The organism is Enterobacter cloacae complex sp. IR5403, assembly GCF_049238705.1.
In the GTDB taxonomy this organism is placed as follows: domain Bacteria; phylum Pseudomonadota; class Gammaproteobacteria; order Enterobacterales; family Enterobacteriaceae; genus Enterobacter; species Enterobacter hormaechei_C.
On sequence record NZ_JBMKHP010000004.1, the window covers coordinates 219396 to 239801 of the forward strand.

Genomic DNA, 20406 nt, shown 5'->3' on the forward strand with positions numbered 1-20406 from the left:
CCCACACTCTGCCAGCCTTTCCTTCAGCCAGCAGAACGGGATGTAAAATCCTGAATCAGCCTTCAGGATTTTCAGCGAGGAACAGCTCAAGAAGGGAGTTTAAGAACAGCTTGCCTTGCTCGGTGATCTGCCAGGACTCATCACACTCGGTCAGATACCCTTGCGCCAGCGCCTCGTCAATCTGCGGACGAATCACCGACTCCGACAACCCGGTGTAGAGCGCAAACTCCGCGCGCGGGGCGGCTTCCAGCAGACGGAAGCGGTTCATAAAGAACTCAAACGGCTTATCCGCCGCCTCGACGTCGTGCTGACGCTCCAGATAGCGGCCTTCCATATACCCGCGCGGGTGACGCGTTTTAGCGGTACGCAGAATGCGTCCGTCCGGGAAGGTCACTTTGCCATGTGCGCCGCAGCCAATTCCCAGATAATCACCAAAACGCCAGTAGTTCAGATTGTGCTGACACTGATAGCCCGGCTTCGCATACGCCGACGTTTCATATTGCTGATACCCCGCTGCGGTCAAAAGCTGGTGGCCCTGCTCGAAGATATCCCACAGCGCGTCGTCGTCCGGCAGCACCGGCGGGCGCGAGCCAAACAGGGTGTTCGGCTCAATGGTCAGCTGATACCACGACAGATGCGGCGGGTTCAGTTCAATCGCCTGACGCAAATCGTCCAGTGCTTCTTCGAGCGACTGATCCGGCAGGCCGTGCATCAGGTCGAGGTTAAAGCTGCGCAGCCCAAGCCCGGTTGCCAGGTTTGCCGCGCGCTTTGCTTCTTCCGGGCCGTGGATACGCCCCAGACGCTTCAGCTTTGGCTCGCTAAAGCTCTGCACGCCGATAGAGATACGGTTCACGCCCGCGCGTTGATACTCGACAAAACGATCGGCCTCAACGGTGCCGGGGTTGGCTTCCATCGTAATTTCAGCGTCCGCTGCCAGGTTCAGGCGCGCACGCACGCCGTCCAGCAGCGTCTGCATCGCCGGGCCTGACAGCAGGCTCGGCGTACCGCCACCAATAAAAATGGTCTTCACTTCACGTCCCTGTGCGTACGGTACATCAGCATCCAGATCGGCCAGCAGATGCGCGACGTAATCATCGTGCGGCACTTCGCCCTTCAGCGCGTGCGAGTTGAAATCGCAGTACGGGCATTTCTGCACGCACCATGGGATGTGAATATAAAGACTCAGAGGCGGCAAATTAGCCATTACGCAGTGCTTCCAGTAACAGTTTCAGGGCGCGTCCACGGTGGGAGATCGCGCTTTTCTCTTCGCGGGTGAGTTCCGCAGCGGTTTTTCCCTCGGTCGGGACAAAGAAAATCGGGTCGTAACCAAAGCCGCCGTTGCCCGCCGCTTCACGGGTGATCACGCCCGGCCAGCTGCCGTGACAGACAATCGGCGTGGGATCTTCCGCGTGACGCATGTAGACCAGCACGCAGTGGAACTGCGCGGTACGCTGTTCGTCAGGGACGTCTTTCAGGGCCACAAGCAGCTTTTCCAGATTCTGCTGGTCGGTGGCGTCCACCCCGGAATAGCGGGCGGAGTAAATCCCCGGCGCACCGCCCAGAAAATCTACGGCCAGACCGGAGTCATCGGCTATCGCGGGCAGTCCGGTGATCTGCGCCGCATGGCGCGCTTTCAGAATGGCGTTTTCGATAAACGTCAGGCCGGTCTCTTCGGCGGAGTCCACGCCCAGCTCGGTCTGAGCGACCACGTCCAGCCCAAAATCATTTAATAGCGAGGCCAGCTCGCGCACTTTACCGGCGTTACCGGTGGCGAGAACAACTTTCTGCATGGTCTAGTCCTGTTCTGTCAGAGCCGCGACTTCCGTCGGGATAGATTGCGGGTTAAGGATTTTTACCTGTTTATGCCGGCCAAGTTCACCTTTCTCAATGACGACCTGGCTTTTAGCGACGCGAAACTGTTTAGCCAGATATTTGGTCAGATGCGCATTCGCCTGGCCGTCAACCGGCGGGGCAGTGATGGCGACTTTTAGCTCGTCGCCATGCAGCCCAACAATACTGTCGCGGCTGGCTTTCGGCTGAATGTACAGCCGTAAAACCAGCCCGTCGGCGCAGGGGCTAACTGCACTCATAACGCCATCCACAGCCCCGGCAGCAGCATATTACCCGTCGCCTGTAACAGTTCCGCGATACCCATATTCAGCACGTACAGCAGCAGAACGAGAAGCATCGGGGAGAAGTCGATTCCGCCCATTGCAGGCAGCAGGCTACGAATCGGACGCAGCAACGGTTCAGTCAGCTGAATCAACGCGTACTCCACCGGGCTACGGCCCCGGCTTACCCAGCTCATGATCGCCATCACCAGCAGGACCCAGAAGATCAGCGAGCCGACGGTTTTAACCAGGATCAGAACGGCTGAAATCCAGATAATCGGCTGGAAAGTGATGACCATAAACAGCACGATCGCTTTGATAACGCTCAGAATAAACGCCATCAGCAGAGATGAACTGTCAATTGGCCCCATTGCCGGAATGACGCGGCGAAGCGGCCCCACAACGGGCTGCGTGATTTTCACGATAAATTGTGAGAATGGATTGTAAAAATCACAACGGGCCCACTGCATCCAGACGCGCAACAGCAGCGCCATCGTATACAGTTCAATGACCGTTGAAAGCAGGAAAGTCAACGTCTTCATGGCGTTCCTCAGGTTTCCTTATTATTGGGTGTAATCGCGCGCACCGAAAATTGCCGTGCCGATGCGCACCATGGTGCTGCCTGCCGCGATGGCGGCTTCCATATCGTCCGACATGCCCAGAGAAAGCGTGTCTACCGTGTCATAGCGCGCCTTAAGCGCCTCAAATGCTACAGCCATTTGCTGTGCCACGGCAAACTGCCTTTCATAACTTGACTCTGGCGCCGGGATAGCCATCAGCCCGCGCAGGGTTAAACGCGGCAGCGCCGCCACGTCCGCCGCCAGCGCATCCAGTTCGCCCAGCGTAATGCCGGACTTGCTGTTTTCATCGCTGATGTTGATTTGAATCAGCACGTTAAGCGCTGGCATATCCATAGGGCGCTGGTCGCTAAGACGGGTGGCGATGCGCAGACGATCGATCGTGTGGCACCAGTCAAAGTGCTCTGCTACCAGACGGCTTTTGTTCGACTGTAGCGGACCGATAAAGTGCCATTGCAGGTCTGTATTTCCCCGTTCCCGGAAAGCGCGAATTTTATCCACGCCTTCCTGCACATAGTTTTCGCCAAAGGCACGATGACCGGCGGCTATCGCTTCTGCGATGGCGCTCGCAGGCTTGGTTTTGCTGACTGCAAGCAACGTAATTTCTTCTGGAGCACGGCCGCAACGCGTTGCCGCGGCTGAGATTTTGTCCCGGACCTGTGCCAGGTTATGCGCAATGTCGTTCATTTTCCGAGGAGTAGTCTATGGATGTGGAAGAAATTGTGGCCCTTAGTGTAAAGCATAACGTCTCCGATCTACACCTGTGCAGTGATTCGCCACCGCGCTGGCGCAGGTCAGGCCGTCTTGAACCTGCGCCGTTTCCGCCCCCGGATGTGGAGGCATTATTAAAAGCGTGGCTCAACGATGAACAGCAGGGCGCATGGTGGGCAAACGGGCAGGTGGATTTTGCCGTTACCCTCGCAGACGGTCAGCGGCTGCGCGGCAGTGCGTTTAAGCATATGCACGGCGTTTCGATTGCGCTGCGGCTGTTGCCGCTGACGTGCCCGCAGCTCTCTGCGTTAGGTGTGCCGCGAGCGATCCCGGAACTGCTGTCTAATGACAATGGCCTGATTTTGGTCACCGGCGCCACCGGCAGCGGAAAATCGACCACCCTGGCCGCGATGGTCGATTTCCTCAATCATCAGACAGACGGGCATATTCTGACCCTGGAAGATCCGGTGGAGTTTATGTACGAGAGCGAACGTTGCCTGATCCAGCAGCGGGAGATAGGCCAGCACAGCCCGTCCTTTGCCGAGGCGCTACGCAGCGCGCTGCGTGAAGATCCGGATGTGATTCTGCTTGGTGAGCTGCGCGACAGCGAGACGATACGCCTGGCGCTGACGGCGGCGGAAACCGGCCATCTGGTGTTAGCCACGCTGCATACGCGCGGCGCGGCGCAGGCGATTGAGCGCCTGGTCGATACCTTTCCGGCGCAGGAGAAAGATCCGGTGCGTAATCAGCTGGCGGGAAGCCTGCGTGCGGTCCTGGCGCAGAAGCTACGTCAGGATGTCCAGGGCGGGCGCGTGGCGCTGTATGAGCTGCTGGTGAATACGTCGGCGGCGGCCAACCTGATCCGCGAAGGCAAAACCTGGCAACTGCCGGGCATTATTCAAACGGGGCAGCAGGCGGGAATGCAGAACTTTGAGCAGAGTCTGGCGGAGCGACGGGCGCAGGGGCGGCTGTAGGCCCCGGCGCTCAGTAACCCTGTTCGAAATAGCTTTCGAGGATAATGACGGCTGAAGCGGAATCCACGCTGCCTTTGTTCAGCGCCCGGAAGCCACCGTGCTCGAACAGGCCAGCGCGTGCCTCGACGGTGCTTAAACGTTCATCGTGCAGCTTAACGGAGACGCCAAAGCGGCCATGGATTTTGTTCGCGAACTTGCGCGCGCGGGCGGTAAGCGGCTGCTCGGTGCCGTCCATGTTTAGCGGCAGGCCGACAATCACGTCGTCCGGTTGCCACTCTTTGAGCAAGCGCTCAATAAGGTTCCAGTCCGGCGTGCCGTCGTTAGCTTTCAGCGCCGTGAGCGGGCGAGCGGTGCCGGTGATCCGTTGACCCACAGCGACGCCGATGCTTTTGGTGCCGAAGTCGAAGGCGAGAAGGGTGCCGCTCATTACGCGTGCCCCGCAACGCCAGGCATGGTCAGAATATCAATGCCAATCAGTTTTGCCGCGTCACGCCAGCGATCGGCGATAGGGGTTTTAAACAGGATATTCATATCCGCAGGGGCTGTCAGCCAGGCGTTGTCCAGAATTTCTTGTTCCAACTGCCCTTTTTCCCAGGAGGCGTAGCCGAGCGCAACCAGCACCTCAGAAGGCTGACTGGCAGTGCCCAGCGTTTCAAGCACATCGCGAGAGGTGGTGACGACGGTGTTATCGGAGATACGAATGCTGGACGAGAAAACCGGCGGGGTATGCAGGATAAAGCCACGATCTTCTGCAAGCGGGCCGCCGAGCATCACCGGTTTATCGAGACGGATTTCCGGCAGCCGCGCTTCAGCAGGGATTTTCAGCTTGTCCAGAATGCCTTCCACCTGGAGGTTTTCCAGCGGCTTATTGATGATAATCCCCATCGCGCCGTCTTCGTTGTATTCGCAGATATAGACCACGGAGCGGCGGAAAATCGGATCCTGGAGAGCAGGCATGGCAATAAGAAAGTGATGCTGTAAATTCATTGTCAGAGGTACTGTTTCCTGGTTTAAAAAGCGACAGCGCCCAGTATGGGGATAAACACAGGCGCTGTCACAGGTTATTTCTGTAAACGTTTTTCGATAGCGTCCATCAGCATTCCGGTGATCGAGATCGGGAATTCCGCTTCGATTTCACGAATGCAGGTCGGGCTGGTGACGTTCACTTCGGTCAGGCGATCGCCGATGATATCGAGGCCGACGAAGATCAGGCCTTTGGCTTTCAGCGTAGGGCCGACGCGGCGGGCAATTTCCCAGTCGCTTTCGCTTAACGGACGCGGTTCGCCACGGCCGCCAGCCGCCAGGTTGCCACGGGTTTCCCCTCCCTGCGGGATACGCGCCAGGCAGTAAGGCACCGGCTCGCCGTCCACGACCAGCACACGCTTGTCGCCGTCTTTAATGGCCGGCAGATAGTTCTGCGCCATGCAGTAGCGGGTTCCCAGCTCGGTCAGCGTTTCGGCAATCACGCCAATGTTTGGATCGCCCTCTTTCACGCGGAAGATCGACGCGCCGCCCATGCCGTCCAGCGGCTTCATGATGATGTCGCCGTGCTTCTGCCAGAATTCTTTCAGCTGCGTTTTGCTGCGGGTGACGAGCGTTTCCGGCGTCAGGTCAGAGAACCATGCGGTATAGAGCTTCTCGTTGCAGTCGCGCAGGCTCTGCGGCTTATTGACGATCAGCGTTCCTTTCTCTTCAGCACGCTCAAGGATATAGGTGGCGTAAATGTATTCGGTGTCGAACGGTGGATCTTTACGCATCAGGATCACGTTAAGGTCGGCCAGGGCAATATCCTGCTCGGTACCGAATTCGTACCATTTTTCGTAGTTCTGCTCGACGTTAACGATGCGGGTGCGTGCGCGGGCTTCACCGTTGATCAGGTAAAGATCGTTCATCTCCATATAGTGGAGTTCATAGCCGCGACGCTGCGCTTCCAGCAGCATAGCGAAGCTGGAGTCTTTCTTGATGTTAATGTTTGCGATGGGGTCCATCACGATGCCGAGCTTAATCATCTTCTTCTCCGGTTATGGGTCAGGCTTTGCTTCAACCCAGATCGCCAAATCGCACCTGTAGCGCGGTAATGGCGGTGAGTGCCGTTGTCTCAGTGCGCAGAACGCGAGGTCCCAACAGAATATCAGTAAACTGGTAACGCGCCGTCATGGCAATTTCGTCAGCCGACAGGCCGCCTTCCGGGCCAATCAGCAGGCGTACACGCTCAACGGGCAGCGGCAGCGTATTGATGCTGGCGCTGGCGCGCGGATGAAGATTGAGCTTAAGCCCGCTCTCCTCTTCTGCACACCAGTCCTCCAGATCCATCGCCGGGCGGATCTCCGGGATACGGTTGCGGCCGCTCTGTTCGCAGGCCGCAATGGCAATTTTTTGCCACTGCTGGATCTTTTTGTTCAGACGTTCCGCATCCAGTTTAACGCCGCAGCGCTCAGAAAAAAGTGGCGTAATGAGGCTTACACCCAGTTCAATGGATTTCTGAATGGTGAACTCCATCTTTTCCCCACGCGACATCACCTGGCCCAGGTGAATGTGCAGCGGGGATTCCCGGTCGTCCACGTCGCCACGCAGCACCTTCACGTGCACGCTTTTTTTATCGGCGCGCGTAATTTCAGCGTCGAAAACCTGATTAGAGCCGTCAAAGAGCTGAATCGCCTGGCCTGCCCCCATGCGCAGCACGCGGCCTACATGGTTTGCGGCATCATCAGACAGGGCGATTTCGCCGCCTGGGGTAATCAGTTCAGGGTGATAGATGCGAGGGATGCGCATAGTCAGAAATTCCATGTGTCATGCGATATAAGCGAATTGCCGTAGTGTAGGTTAGCTCTTTTGCGCCTGGCAAGCCCGCTGGACGTAAGGGTTATGATTCCCCTGGACTTTGGCGATACGTTCGTCGCGCTGGCATTCCCAGTCTGTCACCGGGTAGAGCTTGTCCCAGGCATTGAAGAGCTGCGTCTGCTGGCGGGAAAGGTTGAGATCGTAGCGGTCGCGCATATAGAAGTAAGTGCGGGCGATGCTGCCGCGTGCGCGGGCAGGCGGTTCGGCGACTTTCTCTTTGAAATCGACCTTCATGGCGCACTGACCGTACTGGCCTTCGCCACCGTTCCACTGGCTGTACATGAAGTTTCCGCGGTCGCCATTGACCTCACCCACGGCGGGTTGCAGGTTGTGCATATCGCTTTCCATCTGGCGGTAGACCGGATCTTTTGCGCAATTTTTACGTCCACCGTCCTGCCAGCACTGGCGCTGGTGACCAAACTGCCAGGCCGGAACAACGTGTTCCCATTCGATTCGGCTGGCGCGGTTCTCGTTCTTGCGCACCTTATAGCCGCAGGATCCCAGATCCACGACCCCTTTTTTACCCTGCCAGTTAATTTTACAGCCGCAGTAGAAATCACCCGGTACGTCGGCGTTAATCTTTACGCCCGCGGTTTTTGCCTGAGAGAAACTGTGAATACCGTCGGCCAGAGCATGGCCGGAGAGCGCTGTCGCCAGAAAAGCGACCGCGAGAGAAACATTACGGGACATCTTACACTCCGTGTCAAAACGAGCCCGCAACGTAACGAATGTTGTTCCCGTATGCAATCAGTCAGATCAGGAAAGTTCCTGAAAGTTCGCGTGATTATTCCGCAACCAGCGGTTCGCCGCACTTTACGCAGCGGTAGGTGGCCTCGCCGCGCACCACACGGTTGTGACGGCGGACGGTAAGCTGGTGCTGCTGACACTGGCAGCGGTAGGGGAAGGTATTGCGGCGCACCGATTCCAGCTCGAACTGATGAGTGCGGCGGGCCGGAACCCCGAGCACCGCCTCCATCATCCATTTCCACTCTTTGCCGTGCGGCGCGACGCGGCCAAAGTGCTTCCACACCAGCAGGTGCGCCAGTTCGTGCGGGACGACTTCGTCGATAAACGCCTGCTGGTTTTCCATCATCAGTACCGGATTCAGGCGGATCTCGTAGGCTTCCAGCCAGGCGGTGCCTGCCGCAGTGCCACGCTGCTGATAGACCAGCTTCGGTTCAGGATAATTGCGGCCGAGCTTCAGGTTGGCCTGGGCGAGTTTTTCCCGCAGGCTGCGCATGACGGCTTGCTGAATGGCGATGGGGAGACGGGGAGCTTTCATAGGGGCAGAGCATAAAGCGGGAAGCGGGGAGGCGCAAGAGGCGCCTCCCGCAGGAGGATCAGTCGTGTGCGCCGATTTCGCGCAGAGGACGACCTTTCATCAGGTTACGTTCAATGTGTTCCAGTGAAACATGTTTGGTTTCAGGAACCAGCCAGATAGTGAGAACAATAAAGAACAGGTTCAGACCGGCGTAGACCCAGAAGGTATTGGCGTTACCCAGGGTATTGAGCATGGTCAGGAACGTTGCGCCGACGATCATGTTGGCAATCCAGTTGGTCGCGGTAGAGCAGGTGATGCCAAAATCACGCCCTTTCAGCGGCTGGATCTCAGAGCACAGCACCCAAATCAGCGGACCGGCGCTCATCGCAAACCCAATGATAAACATCAGCAGCATCGCCACGGCGAAGTACTGTGCCGTTGGAGAGTGAATGCCCATGTGCATCATGGTACCCAGCACGCCCATCCCGACGGCCATCACCAGGAAGCCCAGCGTCAGCGTGGGCTTACGTCCCCAGCGGTCCACCAGACCGATAGCGATAAAGGTCGCCAGCACGTTGGTCAGGCCGACGATCACGGTGCCCCACATCTGCTCGGTGGTGTTGGTGTAGCCCGCCAGTTCGAAGATTTTCGGCGCGTAATACATGATGACGTTCATCCCGGTGAACTGTTGCATGATCTGTAACAGCACACCGAGGAACACCGCGCGGCGGAAGTTGCTGTTCTCTTTGAACAGCGCCCAGCCGGACTGTTTGACCTTCAGGCTTTCGCGGATCTCTTCCAGCTCGTTTTTGGCTTCGGCGCTGGTATCACGCAGGCGTAAGAGCACGCGTTCGGCATCATGGAAGCGGCGTTTAGCGGCAAACCAGCGCGGACTGTCCGGCAGGAAGAAGACGCCAATCAGCAGCAGGACGGCAGGAATGATGATGACGCCCAGCATCCAGCGCCATGCGCCGCTGTAGCTGAATGCGGTATCCGAGAGATAAGCCCCCAGAATCCCGATGGTGATCATCAGCTGATACATGGAAATCATGCTGCCGCGGATTTTTTCCGGAGCGATCTCAGACAGGTACAGCGGGGCAGTATAAGACGCCACGCCCACTGCCAGACCGAGCAGCACGCGGGAGATGATCAGCACTTCAACGTTAGGCGCAGCCGCAGAGAACAGTGAGCCGGCAACGAACAGGATCGCGCCGATCATCAGGCTCTTTTTACGCCCGAGCTTAAAGGAGAGCCAGCCGCTGCCGACCGCGCCGACGGCGGCACCGAACATCATGGAGCTAACCACCCATTCCTGAGTGTGTGCGCTAATCTGGAACTCATCGGTGATGAAAGGTAATGCACCGGCAATTACGCCAATATCCAGGCCAAAGAGTAATCCTGCCAGAGCGGCGAGGAAGCAGACGAAGAACGTCATTGCCTTATTGGACGTACGCCCCTGTTTATTATTGTCAGGCATTATGCCCTCCAGTTGGGTTATCAGTTTTTACGATATTAAGAGTAGGTGAGCGGCTCATAAAAATATGTGAGTCAAATCACAACGGTGTAATCGGTTACACTGGTTTGCAACCGTAAAAATAATTAAAGCTTTGAAAATATAGAGGTAAATTAATTGATGTGCATCGCGTTTGCACAAATTTCAGACTTAACTGAAAGGGAATGTAACAGCAGAAGAAATGCGATCATGCAAAGAGAATATTCTGAAAGCGGGGTATAGAGAGTGAGGTGTAAACGGTTCCAAACATTGCCGGGTGGCGGCTGTGCCTTATCCGGCCTACAAAAACTCACGACCCGTAGGTCGGGTAAGGCATAGCCGCCACCCGACATAAAAAAGGCCAGCACAAAGGCTGGCCTGTTTAAGCTACTGGCAGTCGATTACTTCAGACCGGCAGCATCACGCAGCAGAGCGGCTTTGTCGGTTTTTTCCCATGGGAAATGTTCGCGACCAAAGTGACCGTACGCTGCGGTTTCCTGGTAGATTGGGTGCAGCAGATCCAGCATCTGAATCAGACCGTATGGACGCAGGTCGAAGAACTCACGCACCAGCAGGGTCAACTGTTCAGAAGGCACTTTTTCAGTACCGAAGGTTTCCACCATGATGGAGGTTGGCTCAGCCACGCCGATGGCGTAGGAAACCTGGATCTCACAGCGGTCAGCCAGACCGGCAGCAACGATGTTTTTCGCTACATAACGTGCAGCGTACGCCGCAGAACGGTCAACTTTAGACGGATCTTTACCGGAGAATGCGCCGCCGCCGTGACGTGCCATGCCGCCGTAGGTATCTACGATGATTTTACGACCGGTCAGACCGCAGTCACCCATTGGGCCGCCGATAACAAAGCGTCCGGTTGGGTTGATGAAGAATTTGGTCGCAGAGCTCAGCCATTCAGTTGGCAGAACCGGCTTGATGATCTCTTCCATCACCGCTTCTTGCAGGGATTTCTGGTCAATCTCTTCAGCATGCTGCGTGGAAAGAACCACTGCATCGATACCGACGATTTTCCCGTCGTCATACTGGAAGGTCACCTGGCTTTTCGCATCCGGACGCAGCCACGGCAGGGTGCCGTTTTTACGTACTTCAGCCTGACGCTGCACCAGGCGGTGGGCGTAGGTCACCGGCGCTGGCATCAGCACGTCGGTTTCGTTGGTTGCGTAGCCGAACATCAGGCCCTGGTCACCCGCGCCCTGTTCCAGCGGATCGGCACGGTCAACGCCCTGGTTGATGTCCGGAGACTGTTTGCCAATCGCGCTCAGTACGGCGCAGGAGTTGGCATCAAAGCCCATATCAGAATGTACATAGCCGATCTCACGCACCGTGTTACGGGTGATCTCTTCGATATCAACCCATGCGCTGGTGGTGATCTCACCGCCAACCAGAACCATGCCGGTTTTGACATAGGTTTCACACGCTACGCGCGCCTTTGGATCCTGCGCGAGGATCGCATCCAGCACCGCATCGGAGATTTGGTCAGCAATTTTATCAGGATGTCCTTCTGATACGGACTCGGACGTAAACAGGTGTTTTGCCATGTTTTATTTCACCTAAGAGGAATTTGGTTAGCTCAAGCTGCTGTGTGGAATAGCCATAGGAGATAATTCTACCAAGGCCTACAGGATTTTGACACTGGCAGTCTGAGTGTTAATCGGTATGGATGGATTAACATCTGGACGTCTATTTTAGGTCACTTCTTCACCCGATTTCCAGTTTTTTTTGACTCACCTCTCACTGCGTTGAAAACACGGCTGGAAATTTTTCCTGACGACGCTGGCAACCTGCGCATTTTTGTTTTGCTTTTTAGCGACCTTCTCGGTATAAAACGCGGCGCGCGGCTCATATAAAATAAGCGCTCGATGAACACATCGTGTCGCCACTTCCAGCCGGGTTAAGCAGTGAACTTTTAGCTTTGGCTTGTGGTCCGTTTCAGCAGAGGCGGCCGTGGAGGTGATACCAGATAATGAACCATTGTTTTCCGCTCATTCAGCGCAGCCGTTCTGGCGCGCATTTGATTCCCACCCGCACTTCTGGTCTAAACACCTGCCGATGTTATACCCATCTCGGTGCTTCTCAGGATTCCAGAGCCGGTCACGCTTTGTGAAAACTGAACAAGGGCGCTCTTGTTAATACAGGAGTTTTCTCGTGGTTTCGCCGAACCTTGTCATACAGAGTTCGGATACGTGTTTTACAATGATATGAATAAGAAACCGGTCGCACGGTCTGGATTTCAGCATACTCTGCTGGGAAATGGAGCCGTTAATGGGTTGTTATCGCCGTATAACGCTGCGATAGTAGTCAACTGTTTTACACTTAATACAAAGAGTTGAGGTTCGCTATGTCTGACGACATGTCTTCGCTTTCGCCTTCGTCAGCAGGCGAACAGGGTGTACTACGTTCTATGCAGGAGGTTGCGATGAGCTCCCAGGAAGCCAGCAAGATGCTGCGCACTTACAATATTGCCTGGTGGGGCAATAACTACTACGACGTTAACGAGCTGGGCCACATCAGTGTCTGCCCGGATCCGGACGTCCCGGAAGCGCGCGTGGATCTCGCTAAACTGGTGAAAACCCGTGAAGCGCAGGGTCAGCGCTTGCCTGCACTGTTCTGCTTCCCGCAGATCCTGCAACATCGCCTGCGTTCTATTAACGCCGCGTTCAAACGCGCGCGGGAATCGTATGGTTATAACGGCGACTATTTCCTCGTTTACCCGATCAAGGTCAACCAGCACCGTCGCGTGATTGAGTCCCTGATCCACTCCGGCGAGCCGCTGGGCCTGGAAGCAGGCTCTAAAGCGGAGCTGATGGCGGTTCTGGCGCACGCGGGCATGACCCGGTCGGTGATCGTCTGTAACGGCTATAAAGACCGCGAATACATTCGTCTGGCGCTGATTGGCGAGAAGATGGGCCACAAGGTCTATCTGGTGATCGAGAAGATGACCGAAATCGCGATCGTGCTGGAAGAGGCCGAGCGTCTGAACGTGATCCCACGCCTTGGCGTGCGTGCGCGACTGGCGTCGCAGGGTTCCGGTAAATGGCAGTCTTCCGGCGGTGAAAAATCCAAGTTCGGCCTCGCGGCGAACCAGGTGCTTCAGCTGGTGGAAATTCTGCGCGAGCGCGGTCGTCTGGACAGCATTCAGCTGCTGCACTTCCACCTCGGCTCGCAGATGGCCAATATTCGCGACATCGCCACTGGTGTGCGTGAATCCGCGCGTTTCTACGTTGAGCTGCATAAGCTCGGCGTGAATATTCAGTGCTTTGACGTGGGCGGCGGCCTGGGCGTGGACTACGAAGGGACCCGCTCGCAGTCTGACTGCTCGGTAAACTACGGCCTGAACGAATATGCCAACAACATCATCTGGGCGATTGGCGATGCCTGCGAAGAGCACGGCCTGCCGCACCCGACGGTGATCACCGAATCCGGCCGCGCGGTCACCGCGCACCATACGGTATTGGTCTCTAACATCATTGGCGTTGAGCGTAGCGAAATCACCGAAGCCACGCCTCCGGCAGACGATGCCCCACGTTCCCTGCAAAGCATGTGGGAAACCTGGCAGGAGATGCACGAGCCGGGCACGCGTCGTTCCCTGCGCGAATGGCTGCACGACAGCCAGATGGACCTGCACGATATTCACGTCGGCTACTCGTCAGGCACCTTCAGCCTGCAAGAGCGCGCGTGGGCGGAGCAGCTCTATCTGAATATGTGCCACGAAGTGCAGAAACAGCTCGACCCGAGCAACCGCGCGCACCGTCCAATTATCGACGAGTTGCAGGAGCGTATGGCGGACAAAATGTACGTCAACTTCTCCCTGTTCCAGTCGATGCCGGATGCCTGGGGTATCGACCAGCTGTTCCCGGTTCTGCCGCTGGAAGGGCTGAACCACGCCCCGGAACGCCGCGCCGTGCTGCTGGACATCACCTGTGACTCCGACGGCGCGATTGACCACTACGTCGACGGCGACGGTATCGCAACGACGATGCCAATGCCGGAGTACGATCCGGAGAACCCGCCAATGCTGGGCTTCTTTATGGTGGGTGCGTATCAGGAGATCCTCGGCAACATGCACAACCTGTTCGGTGATACCGAAGCGGTTGACGTGTTTGTCTTCCCTGACGGCAGCGTGGAGGTTGAGCTGTCCGATGAAGGGGACACCGTGGCGGACATGCTCGAATACGTTCAGCTCGATCCGAAAAAACTGCTCACCCAGTTCCGCGATCAGGTGAAAAACACCGGTCTGGACGATGCCTTGCAGCAGCAGTTCCTGGAAGAGTTTGAAGCGGGTCTGTACGGGTACACCTACCTGGAAGACGAGTAAGAAAACCTCCCTCTCCCTGTGGGAGAGGGGCGGGGTGAGGGCATCAGGCCGCTGTGCCGCCGATGCCCGGTGGCGCTGCGCTTACCGGGCCTACGAATGTAGGCCGGAGAAGGCGAAGCCGCCATCCGGCAGAATGCTATACTCACTTGAACCCGTATGAATTAACGGCGATAATTCGCCCCAATATGCGATTTACGAATCAATCCCTTCCTCGTCGGGTTTAACGACGCGGAGGGGATTTTTTTTCATCTGTTTTTAATGTATCGACTTTATAAGAGGTCAGGACATGAGCACTTTAGGTAATCAGTACGATAACTCTCTGGTATCTAACGCGTTTGGTTTTTTACGCCTTCCGATGAACTTTCAGCCGTACGACAGCGATGCGGACTGGGTGATCACCGGCGTACCGTTCGACATGGCAACGTCCGGTCGTGCGGGTGGACGTCATGGCCCGGCGGCGATCCGTCAGGTTTCCACCAACCTGGCCTGGGAGCACAACCGCTTCCCGTGGAACTTCGACATGCGCGAGCGCCTGAACGTGGTGGACTGCGGCGATCTGGTGTACGCCTTTGGCGATGCGCGTGAAATGAGCGAAAAATTGCAGGCGCACGCCGAGAAGCTGCTGGCGGCCGGTAAACGCATGCTCTCCTTCGGCGGTGACCACTTCGTGACCCTGCCGCTGCTGCGCGCCCACGCGAAGCACTTCGGCAAAATGGCGCTGGTACACTTCGATGCGCACACCGACACCTACGCGAACGGCTGTGAATTCGACCACGGCACCATGTTCTATACCGCGCCGAAAGAAGGCCTGATCGATCCGAACCACTCCGTGCAGATCGGCATCCGCACCGAGTTCGACAAAGACAACGGCTTCACCGTACTCGACGCGGGCCAGGTGAACGATCGCGGCGTGGACGATATTCTGGCTCAGGTTAAGCAGATCGTCGGCGACATGCCTGTCTATCTGACCTTCGACATTGACTGCCTTGATCCGGCATTCGCACCGGGTACCGGTACGCCGGTGATCGGCGGCCTGACATCAGACCGCGCCATCAAGCTGGTGCGCGGCCTGAAGGATCTGAACATCGTCGGGATGGACGTGGTGGAAGTAGCTCCGGCCTATGACCAGTCCGAGATCACCGCGCTGGCCGCGGCGACCCTGGCGCTGGAAATGCTCTACATCCAGGCGGCGAAAAAAGGCGAATAAGCCTTACGCGCTGATTGCTGCTGCGCGACGCATGCGCAGCAGCAACATTCCCCCGGCAAGCAGGGTGACAACCTGCGAGACGATCAGCACCGAAAAGCCTGAACTGACCGACCCCACCGATCTCATCACCATCCCCATCAGCAGCGGAATAAACGCCGCGCAGATATTGCCGATCCCATTGATAATGCCGTAAGCGCTGCCCACCGCTTCCCGCGCGGCGTGATGCTGGATCACCGCCGGAATAGCCGCCCCCTGAAGCCCCCAGAAGACGTTAGCCGAAAGCATAAACAGCGCCAGCCAGGCAGGCTGATGGCTGAGCATCAGCGCGACCACGGACAGCGCCGTCATCGCCCCGCCCACCACGAACAGCACCGGCGCCTGTTCCGGACGCATTTTGTCGAGCAGCACGCCGCCCAGAAACTTTGACCCCAGGCTGAGCAGGAAGGGGATCGCCGCAAGCCAGCCCGTGGCATGCAGCGAGAAGTGGTGCTCGTCACGCAGCCACGCGGGTAGCCAGGCGCTGCTCCCCCAGAGATAGCTCAGGGTGGCGATTTCAACCACCATGATCCAGCCCAGCAGCGGCGTCTGCCAGGCCAGCGTGAAGGTGTGGACAAACCCTGGTTTTTTCGCGGTCGGGAGCTTGCGCGGCGCGGGCAGAAAACGCCAGATTAAGCCGCCGCCGAGGAGAAGGTTGATTGCCGCCAGTGCATAAAACGATCCGGCCCAGCCCAGATGCGACATCAGCCAGGTCACCAGCGGAAAGCCCACGGCCAGCCCGAGCGAGACGCCCAGCGCGGTCGCGGCGTTGGGTTTGCCGATCTCTTGCGCGCTAAAGTTATCGCTGATAAAGCGCGTTTTCAGCGAAAATAGCGGACCCTCCGCGATCCCCAGAATCACGCGGGCGATGAGCATTCCCGTCAGCGAGCCAAGCAAAGGCGAAACCGCGCAAACCGCGGCCCAAACCGCAATGCTGCTTAATAATCCCTGCCGATAATGAAGTTTGCTTTCAATAACCGGTGTTAATAATAAAGCGGAAAAACCATAACCCAGCAGAAAGCAGGTCATGAGCAGACCCTGTAACATTCTGTTTTCATTTAACTGAAAATGTTCGGCAAATTCCGGGTTTAAAATCATTACCGAGATATTTACCCGATCGACGTAGGAAATAATAATGAGTAATAAAAGCGCAATCGTGCCTTGCCATCTTGCCGTCATCATGTCCGCCTTACGTTTTTTGTAACTTATATTTTTCATCAATGTGATTGTCACGGAACTAAAATGGTTCACCTGTGAAACTCTTTGTTTATTAAAGATAAATTAAAAATTCGTTTCACAGGTGAAACGCGATAGAGGTAACGTTCATTTATTTTTAGAGAGTAAAAAGAAAAGAAGTCAATCTGTTTTATTCAAAATAAGAGACCATTAAAAAAACCTATTTCTCACGCTGCAATAATGAAAATTTCATATCGCTGCATTTTTTCGTGATCCCTTGCACACTTAGTTAATTAATTGCCCATCGATTAACAAATTCGTCACATTGTCGCTTGACGAAACATTCATCGCTTTTATATTGACCGTATTAAATAAGAAACAGAGTTTCATATATGAAACAAAAGCCTGGAGGATCGTGATGAGCTGGATAGGCGTATGTGACGCAGAGCAAGTACAGGAAGATTTCCCTTTTAGCGGCAACGTCGACGGTAAAGAGATCGGCGTTTACCTGATCGACGGTGAATATTACGCGCTGGAGGACGTATGCCCGCACGCCTATGCCCTGCTGAGTCAGGGCTTCGTGGAAGACGGCAAGGTGGAATGCCCGCTGCACGAGGCGGTGTTCGACGTCAAAACCGGCCAGTGTCTGCACGGCCCCGGAGGACGCAACCTCAACCGATACCCGGTTCGGGTCTTTGAAAACCAGATTCAGATTACCTTCGTTGAGGAGACCGTGGCATGAGCGACACGCTGAACTACAACCCGGCGCTGCCGGAAAGCCGCCAGTTTACCCCGCCGGCAGAGGGCGGTAATGGCGCCATTCACAAGCCGGGTGATTACACCAACCTGATCTGGCAGACCCGCAGCCGCGAGCCGGAAAGCTGGGAAGTGAAGCTGATTGCGACGCTGGAAGATCTCTTCGAGCAGGGCGTTGAAACCTTGCCGGAGCTGGTAAGCGGGCTGAACGCGGTGCGTATGCACGACCAGCAGGGCGAGCCGTGGAGCGACGCCAGTTTCCAGGCATTCTTACAGGTTAACGGCTACTGAGGGCAACGTGATGACGACGACCGTACAACATTATCTGGATAAAGGTCTGCGCGGCCTCTGGTATCCGGTGCTGGCGAGCTGGGAAGTGCAGTCTGCGCCGGTGGGCATCACCCGCCTGGGCGAGCAGATTGTGGTCTGGCGCAATAAAGATGGCCAGGTGCAGGCGCTGGAGGACCGCTGCCCACATCGCGGTGCGCGCCTGTCGATGGGCTGGAACCTCGGGGACCGCATTGCCTGCTGGTATCACGGCGTAGAGGTGGCGGGCAACGGCGAGGTGAAAGACGTGCCCGCCGTGGATAAATGTCCGCTGGTCGGCCAGCAGTGCGTGCGCAGCTATAACGTACAGGAGGCGCACGGCGCCATCTTCCTCTGGTTTGGCGTCACCGCGGACCAGCAGCCGGACGAACTGACCTTCCCGGATGAACTCGCCGACACGGAAAACTTCAGCAACTTCCTCTGCACCGCCGCGTGGAAATGCAATTACCAGTACGCGCTGGAAAACGTGATGGACCCGATGCACGGCACCTATCTGCACTCCTCGTCGCACTCGATGGCAGAAGGGGATCGCAAGGCCGACATGGTGCTCCAGCCGACCAAAACCGGTTTTATTTTCGAGAAGAAAGGGCAGAGCGGCGTCAATTTTGACTGGGTGGAGCTGGGCAACAGCGGCACCTGCTGGATGCGCCTCTCCATTCCGTACAAGAAGCGCTTCGGACCGGGCGGCCACTTCTTTATCGTCGGCATGGTGGTGCCGGAAGATAACGACAACTGCCGCGTCTTCTTCTGGCGCATCCGCCGCGTACAGGGCTGGCAGCGCGATATGTGGCGCTTCATGTACCGCAACCGGCTGGAAAAACTGCACTGGGAAGTGCTGGAGCAGGACCGCGTGGTGCTGGAGAGCCTGGCGCCAAACGCGCGCGATCATGAATACCTGTATCAGCACGACGTTGGCCTCTCGCGCCTGCGCCGCATGATGCAAAAGGCCGCCAAAGAGCAGCTGGCGATGCGTGAAGCACAGCAGGGAGCCGCCTGATGAACGGGCTGCTGAGCGGAAAGCGCATCGTGGTGACCGGCGCCGCGCGCGGGCTGGGCTACCATTTTGCCCAGGCCTGCGCGGAGCAGGGCGCGGCGGTGGTGATGTGCGACATCCTCAAAGGCGAGCTGACCGAGAGTGCCCACCGGCTGCGCGAGCAGGGCTATGCGATCGAATCGCACGTTATCGATCTGGCCGATCAGCACTCCATCGACCAGGTGTTCAGCGCCATTGGCGAGCAGGGGCAGATTGACGGCCTGGTGAACAACGCGGCGATGGCGACGGGCGTCGGCGGCAAAAACATGCTTGATTACGATCCGGATCTCTGGGATCGGGTGATGAGCGTCAATGTCAAAGGCACCTGGCTGGTGACGCGCGCCGCCGTGCCGCTGCTGCGCGAAGGGGCAGGCATTGTGAACGTGGCGTCCGACACCGCGCTGTGGGGCGCGCCGCGCCTGATGGCCTACGTCGCCAGCAAGGGGGCCGTGATTGCCATGACCCGCTCAATGGCGCGCGAGCTGGGGGAAAAACGTATCCGTATCAACGCCATCGCACCGGGGTTAACCCGCGTCGAGGCGACGGAATATGTCCCCGCCGAACGGCATCAGCTCTACGAAAACGGACGCGCATTAACGGGCGCGCAGCAGCCGGAAGATGTCACCGGCAGCGTGGTCTGGCTGTTAAGCGATCTGGCGCGGTTTATCACCGGACAGCTGATCCCGGTCAACGGCGGTTTTGTCTTTAACTAAGGTAGGGCGATGATGGCAAACGATCAGGAAGTGAAGTATCTGGTGCCGGGGCTGGAGCGCGGTTTACAGCTGCTGTTGGCCTTTGGCGAGCAGCATCGCGATCTGACCTTTGCCGAACTGCACCGGCTGGTGGATATGCCGAAGGCCACCGCCTATCGCGTGGTACAGACGCTGGAGTACATGGGATTTCTGGAGCGCAACACGCGCACCAATACCTTTTCGCTGGGCATGAACGTGCTGCGTCTTGGCTTTGAGTACATCGCCTCGCTGGACGTGGCGCAGGTCGGCCAGCCGGTGATCGAGCAACTGCGCGACGTGAGCCAGTGCAGCAGCCATCTGGCGATCCGCGACGGGCGCGACATTATCTACATCGCCCGCGTCAGCGCCGCCGGGTCGCGCATCAACCAGGTCAGCATTGGTACCCGCCTGCCGGTGCACTGCACCTCGCTGGGCCGCATGCTGTTGACCGATATTTCCCGCGCTGATTTCGAACAGCTGTTCCCGCATGAGCGTCTGCCGGGCAACACGCCGGGGCAGCTTCACGACCGAGAAGCCCTGTGGCAGATGGTGCAGCAGGACAAAGCTCGCGGGTATGTCATCGGCGAATCCTTCTTCCGCCACGGCATCTCTTCCATCGTCTACCCGGTGTATGACCGAAGCGGCCGCGTGGCGGCGGTGGTCAGCATTCTGGTGCCGTCGGAGGAGATCCCGCAGAGCGACCGCGAGCGCCTGCAAAACGAGGTTCGCCTCGCGGCGGATAAAATTTCTGGCTTCTTAGGGTATTTGTCGCAGGCCAGTTAAATCAGTGAGTTAACGTCAGGCGCTTGACTGCGTCGGGCATGTTTTACGCCCAATCT

The 20406-nt window shown here is 57.2% G+C and carries 24 protein-coding genes; 10 read left to right on the forward strand and 14 right to left on the reverse strand.

What is annotated here, in order from left to right:
• Nucleotides 1–55 precede the first annotated feature (55 nt).
• Genes hemW through ACOTW6_RS08215 form a run of 5 tightly spaced genes read right to left on the reverse strand, consistent with a single transcriptional unit; the run spans nucleotide 56 to nucleotide 3376 of the window.
• Nucleotides 56–1204: a radical SAM family heme chaperone HemW gene (hemW, locus tag ACOTW6_RS08195; RefSeq protein WP_213788985.1), complete on the reverse strand. Its 1149-nt coding sequence runs from the start codon at nucleotides 1202–1204 to the stop codon at nucleotides 56–58.
• Nucleotides 1197–1790, reverse strand: coding sequence for an XTP/dITP diphosphatase (locus ACOTW6_RS08200; RefSeq protein ID WP_015571839.1), 594 nt, complete (start codon nucleotides 1788–1790; stop codon nucleotides 1197–1199). The genes hemW and ACOTW6_RS08200 overlap by 8 nt, the downstream gene beginning before the upstream one ends.
• Nucleotides 1791–1793: 3 nt before the next feature.
• The gene (gene yggU / locus ACOTW6_RS08205; protein ID WP_062933226.1) at nucleotides 1794–2090 is read right to left on the reverse strand and encodes a DUF167 family protein YggU; all 297 of its coding nucleotides are present in this window, start codon (nucleotides 2088–2090) and stop codon (nucleotides 1794–1796) included.
• Nucleotides 2087–2653: a YggT family protein gene (locus tag ACOTW6_RS08210; protein WP_015571838.1), complete on the reverse strand. Its 567-nt coding sequence runs from the start codon at nucleotides 2651–2653 to the stop codon at nucleotides 2087–2089. Before ACOTW6_RS08210 ends, yggU begins: the two co-directional genes overlap by 4 nt.
• A 21-nt stretch (nucleotides 2654–2674) precedes the next feature.
• On the reverse strand, nucleotides 2675–3376 hold the full coding sequence (locus ACOTW6_RS08215) for a YggS family pyridoxal phosphate-dependent enzyme (RefSeq protein ID WP_213788986.1): 702 nt from the start codon (nucleotides 3374–3376) through the stop codon (nucleotides 2675–2677).
• Nucleotides 3377–3393: 17 nt separating this feature from the next.
• Here ACOTW6_RS08215 and ACOTW6_RS08220 point away from each other — a divergent pair, with 17 nt between their 5' ends.
• Complete coding sequence (locus ACOTW6_RS08220; protein WP_213788987.1) at nucleotides 3394–4374, forward strand: type IV pilus twitching motility protein PilT; 981 nt, start codon at nucleotides 3394–3396, stop codon at nucleotides 4372–4374.
• Nucleotides 4375–4384: 10 nt separating this feature from the next.
• On the opposite strand, the gene ruvX is transcribed toward ACOTW6_RS08220, so the two are convergent.
• The 8 genes from ruvX to metK form a co-directional block, all read right to left on the reverse strand.
• Nucleotides 4385–4801: a Holliday junction resolvase RuvX gene (ruvX, locus tag ACOTW6_RS08225; RefSeq protein ID WP_006811925.1), complete on the reverse strand. Its 417-nt coding sequence runs from the start codon at nucleotides 4799–4801 to the stop codon at nucleotides 4385–4387.
• Nucleotides 4801–5361: a YqgE/AlgH family protein gene (locus ACOTW6_RS08230; RefSeq protein WP_006811924.1), complete on the reverse strand. Its 561-nt coding sequence runs from the start codon at nucleotides 5359–5361 to the stop codon at nucleotides 4801–4803. The genes ruvX and ACOTW6_RS08230 overlap by 1 nt, the downstream gene beginning before the upstream one ends.
• 74 nt (nucleotides 5362–5435) lie before the next feature.
• Nucleotides 5436–6383 (reverse strand): glutathione synthase, encoded by a 948-nt coding sequence (gene gshB, locus ACOTW6_RS08235; protein ID WP_015571835.1) that lies wholly within the window; start codon nucleotides 6381–6383, stop codon nucleotides 5436–5438.
• A gap of 31 nt (nucleotides 6384–6414) precedes the next feature.
• Complete coding sequence (gene rsmE / locus ACOTW6_RS08240) at nucleotides 6415–7146, reverse strand: 16S rRNA (uracil(1498)-N(3))-methyltransferase (protein ID WP_017382923.1); 732 nt, start codon at nucleotides 7144–7146, stop codon at nucleotides 6415–6417.
• Between the two features lie 51 nt (nucleotides 7147–7197).
• The gene (gene endA, locus ACOTW6_RS08245) at nucleotides 7198–7905 is read right to left on the reverse strand and encodes a deoxyribonuclease I (RefSeq protein ID WP_003860034.1); all 708 of its coding nucleotides are present in this window, start codon (nucleotides 7903–7905) and stop codon (nucleotides 7198–7200) included.
• 94 nt (nucleotides 7906–7999) lie between these two features.
• Entirely contained in the window at nucleotides 8000–8497 is a 498-nt protein-coding gene (locus tag ACOTW6_RS08250; RefSeq protein ID WP_017692693.1) for a SprT family zinc-dependent metalloprotease, read from the reverse strand.
• Nucleotides 8498–8555: 58 nt separating this feature from the next.
• Nucleotides 8556–9953: a galactose/proton symporter gene (gene galP / locus ACOTW6_RS08255; protein WP_193135395.1), complete on the reverse strand. Its 1398-nt coding sequence runs from the start codon at nucleotides 9951–9953 to the stop codon at nucleotides 8556–8558.
• Nucleotides 9954–10369: 416 nt separating this feature from the next.
• Complete coding sequence (gene metK, locus ACOTW6_RS08260) at nucleotides 10370–11524, reverse strand: methionine adenosyltransferase (RefSeq protein WP_003860037.1); 1155 nt, start codon at nucleotides 11522–11524, stop codon at nucleotides 10370–10372.
• A 425-nt stretch (nucleotides 11525–11949) separates the two neighbouring features.
• On the opposite strand from metK, the gene ACOTW6_RS08265 reads away from it, so the two are divergent.
• From ACOTW6_RS08265 to speB, 4 genes are all read left to right on the forward strand, one after another.
• On the forward strand, nucleotides 11950–12090 hold the full coding sequence (locus ACOTW6_RS08265; RefSeq protein WP_418251239.1) for a hypothetical protein: 141 nt from the start codon (nucleotides 11950–11952) through the stop codon (nucleotides 12088–12090).
• Nucleotides 12091–12184: 94 nt separating this feature from the next.
• Nucleotides 12185–12316, forward strand: a complete 132-nt coding sequence (gene yqgB / locus ACOTW6_RS08270) for an acid stress response protein YqgB (RefSeq protein WP_057979949.1) — start codon at nucleotides 12185–12187, stop codon at nucleotides 12314–12316.
• 8 nt (nucleotides 12317–12324) lie between these two features.
• Complete coding sequence (gene speA, locus ACOTW6_RS08275) at nucleotides 12325–14301, forward strand: biosynthetic arginine decarboxylase (RefSeq protein ID WP_017382922.1); 1977 nt, start codon at nucleotides 12325–12327, stop codon at nucleotides 14299–14301.
• A gap of 286 nt (nucleotides 14302–14587) precedes the next feature.
• Entirely contained in the window at nucleotides 14588–15508 is a 921-nt protein-coding gene (speB, locus tag ACOTW6_RS08280; RefSeq protein ID WP_213788988.1) for an agmatinase, read from the forward strand.
• A gap of 3 nt (nucleotides 15509–15511) precedes the next feature.
• Here the strand turns inward: speB and ACOTW6_RS08285 are convergent, their stop codons facing one another.
• Nucleotides 15512–16723 carry an MFS transporter gene (locus ACOTW6_RS08285; RefSeq protein WP_213789028.1) on the reverse strand — a complete coding sequence of 404 codons (1212 nt, stop codon included), beginning with the start codon at nucleotides 16721–16723 and terminating at the stop codon, nucleotides 15512–15514.
• Nucleotides 16724–17138: 415 nt separating this feature from the next.
• Here ACOTW6_RS08285 and ACOTW6_RS08290 point away from each other — a divergent pair, with 415 nt between their 5' ends.
• The 5 genes from ACOTW6_RS08290 to ACOTW6_RS08310 are packed head-to-tail and all read left to right on the forward strand — an operon-like array spanning nucleotide 17139 to nucleotide 20350.
• Nucleotides 17139–17462: a Rieske (2Fe-2S) protein gene (locus tag ACOTW6_RS08290; protein ID WP_003860044.1), complete on the forward strand. Its 324-nt coding sequence runs from the start codon at nucleotides 17139–17141 to the stop codon at nucleotides 17460–17462.
• Nucleotides 17459–17767, forward strand: a complete 309-nt coding sequence (locus tag ACOTW6_RS08295) for a recombinase-like helix-turn-helix domain-containing protein (protein WP_017382919.1) — start codon at nucleotides 17459–17461, stop codon at nucleotides 17765–17767. Before ACOTW6_RS08290 ends, ACOTW6_RS08295 begins: the two co-directional genes overlap by 4 nt.
• Nucleotides 17768–17777: 10 nt before the next feature.
• A complete protein-coding gene (locus tag ACOTW6_RS08300; RefSeq protein ID WP_017692695.1) occupies nucleotides 17778–18800 on the forward strand; it encodes an aromatic ring-hydroxylating oxygenase subunit alpha in 1023 nt (340 codons plus the stop codon).
• Nucleotides 18800–19549, forward strand: a complete 750-nt coding sequence (locus ACOTW6_RS08305) for an SDR family oxidoreductase (protein ID WP_213788989.1) — start codon at nucleotides 18800–18802, stop codon at nucleotides 19547–19549. Before ACOTW6_RS08300 ends, ACOTW6_RS08305 begins: the two co-directional genes overlap by 1 nt.
• 12 nt (nucleotides 19550–19561) lie before the next feature.
• Complete coding sequence (locus ACOTW6_RS08310; protein ID WP_003860053.1) at nucleotides 19562–20350, forward strand: IclR family transcriptional regulator; 789 nt, start codon at nucleotides 19562–19564, stop codon at nucleotides 20348–20350.
• Nucleotides 20351–20406: the final 56 nt, after the last annotated feature.